General features: G+C 62.3%; 11 protein-coding genes. 9 read left to right on the forward strand and 2 right to left on the reverse strand.

Annotated features, from left to right (window positions below):
- Window positions 1–8 precede the first annotated feature (8 nt).
- The 6 genes from murC to BLT98_RS26365 all read left to right on the forward strand — a co-directional run bounded on the left by murC (window position 9) and on the right by BLT98_RS26365 (window position 6674).
- Window positions 9–1412 (forward strand): UDP-N-acetylmuramate--L-alanine ligase, encoded by a 1404-nt coding sequence (gene murC / locus BLT98_RS26340; protein WP_034784971.1) that lies wholly within the window; start codon window positions 9–11, stop codon window positions 1410–1412.
- A 1-nt stretch (window position 1413) separates the two neighbouring features.
- Complete coding sequence (locus BLT98_RS26345; protein ID WP_052140373.1) at window positions 1414–2382, forward strand: D-alanine--D-alanine ligase; 969 nt, start codon at window positions 1414–1416, stop codon at window positions 2380–2382.
- Between the two features lies 1 nt (window position 2383).
- On the forward strand, window positions 2384–3196 hold the full coding sequence (locus BLT98_RS26350) for a cell division protein FtsQ/DivIB (protein ID WP_034784973.1): 813 nt from the start codon (window positions 2384–2386) through the stop codon (window positions 3194–3196).
- 42 nt (window positions 3197–3238) lie between these two features.
- Window positions 3239–4471, forward strand: coding sequence for a cell division protein FtsA (gene ftsA / locus BLT98_RS26355; RefSeq protein WP_010394955.1), 1233 nt, complete (start codon window positions 3239–3241; stop codon window positions 4469–4471).
- A 152-nt stretch (window positions 4472–4623) separates the two neighbouring features.
- Entirely contained in the window at window positions 4624–5832 is a 1209-nt protein-coding gene (gene ftsZ, locus BLT98_RS26360; protein WP_034784974.1) for a cell division protein FtsZ, read from the forward strand.
- Window positions 5833–6167: 335 nt separating this feature from the next.
- Entirely contained in the window at window positions 6168–6674 is a 507-nt protein-coding gene (locus tag BLT98_RS26365; RefSeq protein WP_070290164.1) for a peroxiredoxin, read from the forward strand.
- A 48-nt stretch (window positions 6675–6722) separates the two neighbouring features.
- On the opposite strand, the gene BLT98_RS26370 is transcribed toward BLT98_RS26365, so the two are convergent.
- Window positions 6723–7490: a class I SAM-dependent methyltransferase gene (locus BLT98_RS26370; RefSeq protein WP_092612973.1), complete on the reverse strand. Its 768-nt coding sequence runs from the start codon at window positions 7488–7490 to the stop codon at window positions 6723–6725.
- Window positions 7491–7594: 104 nt separating this feature from the next.
- Between BLT98_RS26370 and BLT98_RS26375 the strand changes: the two genes are divergently transcribed.
- The 3 genes from BLT98_RS26375 (at window position 7595) to lpxC (ending at window position 10382) form a co-directional block, all read left to right on the forward strand.
- A complete protein-coding gene (locus BLT98_RS26375) occupies window positions 7595–8368 on the forward strand; it encodes a helix-turn-helix transcriptional regulator (RefSeq protein ID WP_092612976.1) in 774 nt (257 codons plus the stop codon).
- A 160-nt stretch (window positions 8369–8528) separates the two neighbouring features.
- Window positions 8529–9371 carry a DMT family transporter gene (locus BLT98_RS26380; protein WP_092613109.1) on the forward strand — a complete coding sequence of 281 codons (843 nt, stop codon included), beginning with the start codon at window positions 8529–8531 and terminating at the stop codon, window positions 9369–9371.
- 75 nt (window positions 9372–9446) lie between these two features.
- Entirely contained in the window at window positions 9447–10382 is a 936-nt protein-coding gene (gene lpxC / locus BLT98_RS26385) for a UDP-3-O-acyl-N-acetylglucosamine deacetylase (RefSeq protein ID WP_092612979.1), read from the forward strand.
- 127 nt (window positions 10383–10509) lie between these two features.
- Here lpxC and BLT98_RS26390 read toward each other — a convergent pair whose 3' ends face one another.
- On the reverse strand, window positions 10510–11022 hold the full coding sequence (locus tag BLT98_RS26390; protein ID WP_092612982.1) for a DciA family protein: 513 nt from the start codon (window positions 11020–11022) through the stop codon (window positions 10510–10512).
- Window positions 11023–11178: the final 156 nt, after the last annotated feature.

Below are 11178 nucleotides of genomic sequence, written 5' to 3' on the forward strand. Positions count from 1 at the left end.
TTAGCTCTGTGAAGCATAAAGTAAACAATATCCACTTTGTCGGCATTGGCGGCAGCGGCATGAGCGGCATCGCCGAAGTGCTGGTCAACCTCGGCTACAAGGTGTCGGGCTCCGACCTGGGCAGCAATGCGGCGACGCAGCGCCTGGCGAGCCTGGGCGCGACCGTCATGCTGGGCCACGCGGCCGAGAACATCGGCGACGCCGATGCGGTGGTGACGTCGGGCGCCGTCCCGCAAGACAATCCTGAAGTGGCGGCCGCGCGCGCGCGCAAGATTCCGCTGGTGCCGCGCGCCGTGATGCTCGGTGAATTGATGCGCCTGAAGCGCGGTATCGCCATCGCCGGCACGCACGGCAAGACGACGACCACCAGCCTGGTCGCTTCCGTGCTGGCGCAGGGCGGTCTCGATCCGACTTTCGTTATCGGCGGCCGCCTGACCAGCGCCGGCGCGAACGCCAAGCTGGGCTCGGGCGACTACCTGGTAGCCGAAGCCGATGAATCGGATGCCTCGTTCCTGAACCTGACGCCGATGATCGAAGTGATCACGAATATCGACGCCGATCACATGGACACCTACGAGCACGATTTTGAAAAGCTCAAGCAGGCTTTCGTGCAGTTCACGCACCGCTTGCCTTTCTATGGCCGCGCCATGCTGTGCATCGACGATCCGCACGTGCGCGCCATCATCCCGTCCGTCACCAAGCCCGTCACCACCTACGGTTTCGCGGAAGACGCGCAAGTGCGCGCCATCAACGCGCGCGCCGTGGGCCTGGAAATGCATTTCACCGTGCTGCAGGAAGGCTATCCGGATCTGGACGTGGTGCTGAATCAGCCCGGCATGCACAATGTGCAGAATGCCTGCTCGGCGATCGCCATCGCGCGCGAAATCGGCATCGCCGACAGCGCCACGCAGCAGGGCCTGGCCGAGTTTTCCGGCGTGGGCCGGCGTTTCACGCGTTACGGCGACGTGGCGCTGCCGAACGGCGGCACTTTTGCGCTGGTCGACGATTTTGGCCACCATCCGGTGGAAACGGAAGTGACCCTGGCCGCCGCGCGCGCCGCCTATCCTGGCCGCCGCCTGGTGCTGGCATTCCAGCCGCACCGCTACAGCCGCACGCGCGATCTGTTCGAGGATTTCGTGAAAGTGCTGGGCGCGCCCGACGTGCTGCTGCTGTCCGAAGTGTATGCGGCGGGCGAAGCGCCCATCGTCGCCGCCGACGGCCGCGCACTGGCGCATGCGCTGCGCGCGCGCGGCAAGATCGAACCGATTTTCGTCGAGTCCATGAAAGACATGGCCGACACCATCATGAGCGTGGCGCGCGACGGCGACGTCGTGCTGACCATGGGTGCCGGCTCGATCAGCGGCATCCCGCAACAACTGACAACGTATCCATCCAACACTGTAAAGGCCTGATGTGAACCAAGCTTCAGCTATCGACGTAAAACAATTGGGCAAGGTCGGCGTCCTGTTCGGCGGCAGCTCGGCCGAGCGCGAAGTGTCGCTGATGTCCGGCACGGGCGTGCTGGCCGCTTTGACAAGCCGCGGCGTGGACGCGCACGCGTTCGACACGGGCGAACGCAGCCTGGCCGAACTGGCCGCTGAACAATTCGACCGCGTCTTCATCGCGCTGCACGGCCGCTTCGGCGAAGACGGCAGCCTGCAGGGCGCGCTGGAGCAGCTGGGCATTCCCTACACGGGCAGCGGCGTGATGGCCTGTGCGGTGGGCATGGACAAGGTTTACACCAAGATGATCTGGCTGATGCACCAGCTGCCAACGCCAAAGTACGCGGTGCTCGATGACAGCTCTGACCTGGCCAAGGTCGCCGCGGAACTGGGCTTGCCGCTGATCGTCAAGCCGCCGCATGAAGGCTCGAGCATCGGCATCACGACGGTCAACCAAGCATCGGCCTTCCAGGCGGCCTACGACATCGCCGCCGGCCTCGATGATTCGGTGCTGGCCGAGGAGTTCATCAAGGGCCGCGAGTTCACCGTCGCGATACTGGGCAAGGGCGCCACTGCGCGCGCGCTGCCGCCGATCGAGATCGTCGCGCCGCAAGGCAATTACGATTACCAGAACAAGTACTTCACGGACGATACGCAGTATTTCTGCCCGCCGCAGCTGGACCCGGCGATCGTGGCGGAGATGGAGCGCATCGCCGTGGCAGCCTACCGCGCCCTCGGCTGCGAAGGCTGGGGACGTGTGGACGTGCTGATGCGCGCGGCCGACAGCAAGCTGTTTTTGCTGGAAGTGAATACCTCGCCCGGCATGACGGGCCACTCGCTCGTGCCGATGGCGGCGCGCGCGGTGGGCATCAGCTATGAAGACCTGTGCCTGGAAATCGTCGCTGGCGCGCGTCTGAAAATGCACAAGGGACAGCGCTGATATGTGGCATGACGCTAAAAGCCTCAATACGACTGCCAACGGCTTGCTGGCCGCGGTTCTGGTCGTGTGCGTGGCCGCCGGCGTCTGGTGGGTGTCGCAGCGTCCCATGTTCGACCTGCGCACGATCAAGGTGGAAAGCGCGGACGACAAGGGCCTGCGCCACGTGAATTACCTGACCCTGCGTAGCGGCACTTTGGGCCGCATCAAGGGCAATTTCTTCACGACCAACCTGGAAAGCGTGCGCGGCGTGTTCGAATCGGTGCCCTGGGTACGCCGTGCCAGCGTGCGGCGCGAGTGGCCGAACCAGCTGATCGTGGCGCTGGAAGAACACGAAGCGCTGGGCACCTGGGGCGAGGATGGACGCCTGCTGTCGGTCAAGGGCGACGTGTTTACGGCGAATGTGGCCGAAGCCGAAGACGACCATGAGTTGCCTGCGTTTGCCGGCCCCGATGGCAGCGAAAAAGAAGTACTGGCTACCTACGTGCAGCTGGCAAAGTGGTTTGCGCCGCTGAAGATGGTGCCGGAAACCCTGTCGCTGTCGAGCCGCTATGCGTGGACGGTGAAACTGGATAACGGCATGAGCGTGGCACTGGGACGCGAACAGAATCACACGACGCTGAAGGCGCGGGTCGACCGGCTGGTGGGTATTTATCCGCAGCTGGCGAGCCGGCTGGAAAATATCGACACGATCGATATGCGCTACCAGAATGGCCTGGCGCTCAGTTCCGCCGGCCTGGTGATACCGGCCGAAGGCAAGGATGGAAAGCCAGTCATGAAGAAGAAAAACAGCAGTCCGATTAAAAAACCGACTTAACCCAATAATTTTAATTTATAGCCCATACAGTAGGCGACAGAAATGACAAAAGACGCGAAAAACCTGATCGTCGGCCTCGACATCGGCACCTCGAAAGTGGTGGCGGTGGTAGCCGAAGTGATGTCCGACGGGCGCCACGAAGTGATCGGGCTGGGCCAGCACGAATCGAAGGGCCTGAAAAAAGGCGTGGTGGTCAATATCGAGGCCACGGTGGAGTCCATCCAGCGCGCGCTGGAAGAGGCCGAGCTGATGGCCGACTGCAAGATCCGCAATGTGTACGCGGGCATTGCGGGCAGCCATATCCGCAGCTTCAATTCCAGCGGCATGGTGGCCATCAAGGACAAGGAAGTGACGGCGACCGACGTGGCGCGCGTCATCGAGACGGCAAAAGCGGTTAACATTCCGACCGATCAGCAATTGCTGCACACGGTGCCGCAAGAGTTCATCGTCGACAGCCAGGAAGATGTGCGCGAGCCTATCGGCATGAGCGGCATCCGCCTGGAGGTGAAGGTGCATATCGTCACCGGTGCCGTGTCGGCGGTGCAGAACATCGTCAAGTGCGTGCGCCGCTGCGGCCTGGAAGTGTCGGACCTGATCCTGCAGCCGATGGCGTCCGCCGATGCGGTGCTTACGCCCGACGAGAAGGAACTGGGCGTGGTACTGATCGACATCGGTGGCGGCACGACCGATGTGGCGGTATTTTCCGATGGCGCGATCCGCCATACGGCAGTCATCCCCATCGCCGGCGACCAGATCACCAACGACATCGCCATGGCCTTGCGCACCCCGACCGCGGAAGCGGAAGAAATCAAGATCCGCTATGGCGTGGCCAAGCAGGTCCTGGCCGACCCCGGCGAATCGCTGGAAGTGCCTGGCCTGGGAGACCGCGGCCCGCGCAACCTGTCGCGCCAGGCGCTGGCGGCAGTGATCGAGCCGCGCGTCGAGGAGTTGTTCGCCATGGTGCACCAGGTGGTGCGCGAATCCGGTTACGAAGGCGTGCTGTCGTCGGGCATCGTGCTCACGGGCGGCACCTCCATCATGCCCGGCATGGTGGAAATGGCGGAAGATATTTTCCTGAAACCGGCGCGCCTGGGCACGCCCGAGTATCGGGGACAGCTGGCCGACGTGGTGCGCAGTCCGCGCTATGCCACGGTGTTGGGCCTGCTGCTGGAAGCGAAGAAGCAATACCTGCGCGGCCACATCGTGACGCGTCAGGACGGCTCGGTGAAGGCAGTCTGGCAGCGCATGAAGGAATGGTTTTTAGGGAATTTTTAAGGGCGTACTTCAGGCCCGGCAGGACAGGTTTTTTGGCAGCATCGCAGGTACACACATAACTTTATTTTATATTTAACCGCAGTTTTCAATCTCCAGTTCTCCTACCAATATGAGGCCTGGCGCTTGGAAACCGCATCTGATAGGAGCACATCATGGAGTTCGATATGGTCGATAACACAGCTTTAGGTACCGTCATCAAGGTCGTCGGCGTCGGCGGTGCGGGTGGCAATGCAGTCCAACACATGATCAACAAAGGCATGTCGGGCGTGGAGTTCATTGCCGCCAACACCGACGCACAGGCCCTGTCGACATCGAAGGCCCACAACATCATCCAGATCGGCGATACCGGTCTGGGCGCCGGCATGAAGCCTGCCGTCGGCCGCCAACTGGCGGAAGAATCGCGCGCGCGCATCGCCGATTCGCTGCGCGGCGCGCACATGGTCTTCATCGCTGCCGGCATGGGCGGCGGTACGGGCACGGGCGCCGCTCCTATCGTGGCCGAAGTGGCCAAGGAACTGGGCGCGCTGACGGTGGCCGTGGTCTCCAAGCCATTCTCGTACGAAGGCCAGAAGTGCATGGACATCGCCGACGAAGGCCTGGAGCAGCTGTCCCTGCACGTCGATTCGCTGATCATCATCCTGAACGAAAAGCTGGAAGAGATCTACGAAGATGAAAGCATGCTGGAATGGATGCAGCACGCCGATGATGTGCTCAACAACGCGGTGGCCGGCATTGCCGAGATCATCAACGTGCCTGGCCATATCAACGTCGACTTCAACGACGTGAAAACCATCATGGGCGAGCAGGGCAAGGCCATGATGGGCACGGCGACGGCTTCCGGCGTCGACCGCGCGCGCATCGCCGCCGAACAGGCTGTCGCTTCGCCGCTGTTGGATGGCATCGATCTGTCCGGCGCGCGCGGCGTGCTGGTCAACGTCACGGCCAGCCGTGGCTTGAAAGGCAAGGAGATCAAGGAAGTCATGGCTGCCGTGCGCGCGTTTGCCGCGCCGGACGCGTCGATCGCGCAAGGTATCGCCTACGACGACGCCATGGGCGACGACATCCGCGTTACCGTGGTGGCCACGGGCCTGGGCCGCGCCAAGAAAAACATCCAGCTGGTACCGCAGCAAGTGCTGCGCACCGGCACCCACAACAGCCCGCTGACCCCGTCGGCTGCCATGGGTAGCGCGCAAGCGGCGACGACGACGGTTGGCGTGGCCACGCCGGCAGCCGGTTTCGACGGCATGAAGGCGCCGGCGGTATGGCGTCGCGAATCGGCTTCCGAGCAAGTGCGCGCGATGGAAAAGAATGGCATGGAGACGTATGACATTCCTGCCTTCCTGCGCAAACAGGCCGACTAATCACAGTGAAAAAAGCCCATGGGGGCGTTGCATAGCCTTGCCGTACAGTCGGTACTGTCTTCGGCCATGCGCCTTGCCCTGCGCATTTTTCATGTGATTAGGTGACCGGAGGTGATCTGATGTCAGCAAACATGACGGCGGCCTGAGGGCCGCCGTTTTTTTTTTGCCGGTTTTTGACTTTTGACTTTGCCTTTCCGGCCATTTTCTGCACAAATACGGCAAGTCAGGCATACTATCGCGCTGAGCCAGCATCATGCTAGCCGAACCAGAATACACGCGTTTTCCGCCCGGCCGGGCGGCGAGCGTTTTCCACCGACAGCACACAAGGAGTCAACATGACCATCAAGATCGGCGACACCCTGCCAGAAGGCACCCTGGCCGAATTCATCGAAAGCGAAACCGAAGGTTGCGCACTGGGCCCGAACACGTTCAACGTGCAAGACCTGGTCAAGGGCAAGAAGATCGCCATCTTCGGCCTGCCAGGCGCGTACACCCCGACCTGCTCCGCACAGCACGTGCCAGGCTACGTCAAGCACGCTGCCGACCTGAAAGCCAAGGGCGTCGATGAAATCTGGTGTATCTCCGTCAACGACGCGTTCGTGATGGGTGCCTGGGGCCGTGACCAGAAAGCTACCGGCGTGGTACGCATGATGGCTGACGGCAACGCCGCCTACAGCAAGGCCCTGGGCCTGGACGCCGATTTTTCCAAGCATGGCATGGGCACGCGCTCGCAGCGCTACTCGATGCTGGTCGACAATGGCGTCGTGACGCAATTGAACATCGAGCAAGGCGGCAAGTTTGAAGTGTCGAATGCCGAGACGCTGCTGGGCCAGCTGGCTTAAGCGCTTCCTGTCCGCATGAAAACGGCGCCATCGGCGCCGTTTTTACGTTTACTGTACTGAGGGTTTCGTCGCCTCGAACATGGCCGCATCGATGCTGAACGAATAATCGTCCTGCAGCGCGAAATACCGGCGCGCTTCCTCTGGAGCGCCATCGAACAGGTTGCGGATGGCCGCCACTCTTTCGATCGGCGTGCGCATGCGCGCCACCCACTCGTCGAACTGCATCGTCAGTTTCCACACGCTGCGCAAGCTGTGCGTAAAGCCCGCGTTATCGAACTTGGCGCCCCATTCGCAGGTGCGGTAGTCGCGTACGTGCGAAGCGTCGCGCAGCATTTCCACCGCCTGCAGCGTGCTGTCGTACAGGGCCGTTTTCGGCGCGACGATGTCGACCACTAATAAGGTGCCGTTCGGGCGCAGCACGCGCCACGCTTCGGCCAGGGCTCCCGCCACATCGTTCCAGTGATGCGCGGAAAAGCGCGTGACGACCATGTCGAAGCTGGCGTCGGCAAACGGCAGGCGGGCCACATCGCCCTGCTGCGTGCTAATGTTGTGCAAGCCGCGCTGCGCCCTGGCGTGCTCGACCACGTCGAGCATGGGCTGCGCCAGGTCGTAGGCGACGACGGAAGCTGCCACGGGGGCGACGGCAAAGCTGGCGTGGCCTGCGCCGCAGCCCAGGTCCAGGACGACGGGCTTGCCGTGGCGGCGCGCGCATTCCTGCATCAGCACCAGGTCGGCGCCTTGCGCATGTACGGCGCTGCTCAGGTAGGCATTGGCCGTCTTGCCAAACTGTTCGGTAACGACATCGTGCTGCTGCATGGTTTTCTCCTGTGGATGGGTGAGTTCCTGCAGAATAGGGATAAAATTATCCTGTAACAAGACCATAACTTATACTGGTATATCTACTACCATGCATCGCTGTCATGTCGAACAAACTTGCTGAATTCATCCGCGCCCGGCGCGAAGCCGTCACCCCCGCCATGGCTGGCTTGCCCGGCGGCGGGCGGCGGCGCACGCCGGGATTGCGGCGCGAAGAGCTGGCACAGCTGTGCGATGTCAGTCCCACCTGGCTGACGTGGCTGGAGCAGGGGCGGCCCGTGTCGGCATCGGCCAGGATGCTGGCCCGCCTGGCGCAGGTGCTGCAGCTGAGCACGGCCGAGCGCGCCTATCTGTTCGAGGTGGCCGACAAGCATGACCCCAGCCACGGGACGGGCGAAGGCAGTGGTCCTGCGGTCGCCGAGCTGGCCGCCATCGTTGCCGCCATCGACGCGCCCGCGTACATCCTCGACCGCGCATGGAATGCCGTGGCGTGGAACGGGGCGGCATCCACCTTGTTTGCCGGCTGGCTGCACGACGATGCATCCGCACCGAACCAGCTGCGCTTCATGTTCCTGGACGCGGGGGCGCGCGACCTGGTCATCGGCTGGCCCGAACGGGCGCAGCGCCTGGTGGCGGAGTTCCGCGCCGATATCGGCCGGCAGGCGGACCAGGTGCCGCTGGCCGGCCTGATCGCGGAACTGGCTGACGCCAGCTTTGAATTTCGCCTATGGTGGGGCGCGCAGCAGGTGCAGGGCCGCGATGGCGGCTTGCGCCAGTTCCAGCATGCGCAACTGGGACTGCTGGCGTTCAATCAGGTGACCCTGCACCTGGCGCGCCAGCATGAACTGAAACTGGTGATGCTGTTGCCTGTGTCATAAGGTAAAACGGCCGCGCTTGTTATAATCTGGCTGACCGCCTGGCCCTGCCTTTCCAGACCATGCTGTCCTGGCTCCGGCCGTCGCCATGATGACGGTCCCGCTCTTTCGCCAGGAGTCTGTCCTGATACCCCGCAATCAAAACCTGCGCAGCATCTATGTGATGCTGATCGCCGTCGCCATGTTTTCCCTGATGGACACGGCCATGAAGCTGTTGTCCGCCCATTATCCTCCCATGCAGGTGACGGCCTTGCGCGCCCTGTCGTCGTTGCCGCTCGTCTGCCTGTACCTGCTGTACCGCGGCGCCTTCAAGAACGTGCTGAAGGTGCGCTGGCCGCTGCACTTGCTGCGCGGCGCCCTGGGTGTGCTGATGATCACGCTGTTCGCCTACGGCTTGAAGCGCATGTCGCTGGCCGAGACATATGCGCTGTTTTTTGTTGCCCCCTTGTTCATCACCGTCCTGTCGGTGTTTATCCTCAAGGAAAAAGTCGACTTCGCGCGCTGGTGCGCCATCGCCGTGGGCCTGCTGGGCGTGCTGGTGGCGCTGCGCCCCGACGGTTCGGGATTCTTTTCGCTGGCCGGGCTGGCCGTGCTGGGCTCGGCCGCCTGTTACGCCATTTCCGCCGTGACGGGACGCATCCTGAGCCGCACGGACGCCAGCGAAAGCATGGTCTTCTGGCTGATGGTGATGATGGCCCTCGGCGGCGTGGCCCTGTCGGCGCATGAGTGGGTGGGTATCCGCCGCGAAGACTGGTGGCTGCTGGCGGGCTTGTCACTGAGTGGCTTCCTGGGCCAGCTGGCCATCACGGAAGCATTTCGCCATGGCAAGGCGTCCAGCGTGGCGCCGTTCGAATACTCGGCCCTGGCATGGGGCATGGCCTTGGACTGGATGCTGTGGCGTGCCTTGCCCGACGAATACACCTTGATCGGCGCGGCCATCATCATCGGCAGCGGCATTTATCTGGTACGCCGCGAAGCCGTGCATGCGGAAAGCGAACATCCGTGATGAGCCGTTGTGGTATTTCTGGCGTGGGCCATGCCGCGCCGCAACGAAAATCCGGCAAATAGATATAATCGACAGATGTTAAAACAACGCACTATCAAACAACAGGTCCGCACCATCGGTGTCGGTTTGCACTCTGGCACCAAGGTCGAGCTGATCTTGCGTCCTGCCGCGATCGATACGGGCATCGTGTTTCGCCGCATCGACCTCGATCCCATCGTCGAGTTTCCCGCCAGCGCCATGGCCGTGGGCGATACGCGCATGGCTTCCGTGCTGATCAAGGATGGCGCCAGGGTTTCCACCGTGGAACATCTGATGTCGGCGGCGGCCGGCCTGGGTGTCGACAATATGTACATCGACGTGAATGCGGAAGAAATTCCCATTATGGACGGTTCCGCCTCGTCCTTCGTCTACCTGCTGCAGCAGGCGGGCGTGGAAGAGCAGCAGGCGCCAAAGAAATTCATCAAGGTCATCAAGCCCGTGGAAGTGCGTCACGGCAAGGGCGACGCGGAAAAATGGGCGCGCTTGTCGCCGTACGATGGCTTCAAGCTCGATTTCTTCATCGAATTCAACCATCCTGCCGTCGATGGCACGATGCAGCGCGCTTCCGTGGATTTTGGCGACGTGTCGTATGTGCACGACGTGGCGCGCGCGCGCACCTTCGGTTTCATGCAGGACGTGGAAAGCTTGCGCGGCATGGGCCTGGCCCGTGGGGGGTCGCTGGAAAACGCCATCGTCATGGACGAGTACCGCATCCTCAACGCCGATGGCTTGCGCTATGAAGACGAGTTCGTGCGCCACAAGATCCTCGACGCCATCGGCGACCTGTACCTGGTGGGCCATCCCCTGCTCGCGTACTACACGGCGCACAAGTCAGGCCACGCGCTGAACAATCAGCTGCTGCTGGCGCTGCTGGAGCAGCCGGAAGCGTATGAAATCGTGTCGTTCGCCACGAATGAGTCGGCGCCGCAATCCTACCTGCGCCAGATGGAACGCGAGTGGTCCTTGACTTGACGGCCGTTGCTGTTTTTAAATAATTTTAGGGCTAGGGAGCACCTGAAAAATGTTCAGGGCAAGGCGCATTGCCGCAGGCAGTACGAATAGTACGGCCAGGCAATGCAACGCCGCCATGGACTTTTTCTCAGGTGTTCCCAGGTTCGCGGTGGTGGCGGACCATATTGCGCAGCGCGGCGATCAATTGCTCGTTCTGTTTCGACGCGGGCAGGGCCGTGCTCAGCTCTTCCAGGGCCGACATGGCTTTTTCCGGCAAGACCAGCGCCCGCGTATGCACGATGGGCGCGATGCTCTTGATGACTTGCACTTTCAGCTTGATGCCTGAAATCTGCCAGCCCTTTCTTTCCAGTTCCCCTTGCAGTTTCGGCAATTGCTGCTTGAGCTTGGCCGCCAGCGCCGCGTTCGGCGTGGCCAGCACGAGCTGGCCGCCCTCGAATTGCAGGATGTCGCAATGCTCGAACATGGCCGGCAAGGCCTTGGCGCAATCTTTTTGCAGGGCGGCCAGGCGCGTGACGGTGGGCATCAGGGAGGCCATCGTTGCATTGCCGCGCAGAAAATCGGTTGCGCCCGTGACGGCCGGGCCTGAACGGGCAAAGCCGTAGCCGCGGCGCGGTGCCGGAGAATAAGTGGGAGTTCGCATGGCCGAAACATAGCACACTCGCCCGCGCATGACGAGTGCGGCGGCGGGTGCGGCGCAGGCGGGCGGGCCGTATTGCCTTACAGTATGGAAAATGTCCGCAATTTCTGCCATTTGTTTGTCATTAAGCTATTGTTATATGGCGCATTACCCCAACCA

Source organism: Janthinobacterium sp. YR213 (assembly GCF_900099875.1).
GTDB lineage: Bacteria > Pseudomonadota > Gammaproteobacteria > Burkholderiales > Burkholderiaceae_D > Janthinobacterium > Janthinobacterium lividum.

What these genes read in the sequence shown, in the direction of transcription:
- lpxC (WP_092612979.1), top strand. Translation starts at nt 9,447, where the DNA reads ATGTTAAAACAACGCACTATCAAACAACAGGTCCGCACCATCGGTGTC.
- BLT98_RS26365 (WP_070290164.1), top strand. Translation starts at nt 6,168, where the DNA reads ATGACCATCAAGATCGGCGACACCCTGCCAGAAGGCACCCTGGCCGAA.
- BLT98_RS26390 (WP_092612982.1), bottom strand. Translation starts at nt 11,022, where the DNA reads ATGCGAACTCCCACTTATTCTCCGGCACCGCGCCGCGGCTACGGCTTT.
- BLT98_RS26370 (WP_092612973.1), bottom strand. Translation starts at nt 7,490, where the DNA reads ATGCAGCAGCACGATGTCGTTACCGAACAGTTTGGCAAGACGGCCAAT.
- BLT98_RS26375 (WP_092612976.1), top strand. Translation starts at nt 7,595, where the DNA reads ATGTCGAACAAACTTGCTGAATTCATCCGCGCCCGGCGCGAAGCCGTC.
- BLT98_RS26380 (WP_092613109.1), top strand. Translation starts at nt 8,529, where the DNA reads ATGCTGATCGCCGTCGCCATGTTTTCCCTGATGGACACGGCCATGAAG.
- BLT98_RS26350 (WP_034784973.1), top strand. Translation starts at nt 2,384, where the DNA reads ATGTGGCATGACGCTAAAAGCCTCAATACGACTGCCAACGGCTTGCTG.
- ftsZ (WP_034784974.1), top strand. Translation starts at nt 4,624, where the DNA reads ATGGAGTTCGATATGGTCGATAACACAGCTTTAGGTACCGTCATCAAG.
- ftsA (WP_010394955.1), top strand. Translation starts at nt 3,239, where the DNA reads ATGACAAAAGACGCGAAAAACCTGATCGTCGGCCTCGACATCGGCACC.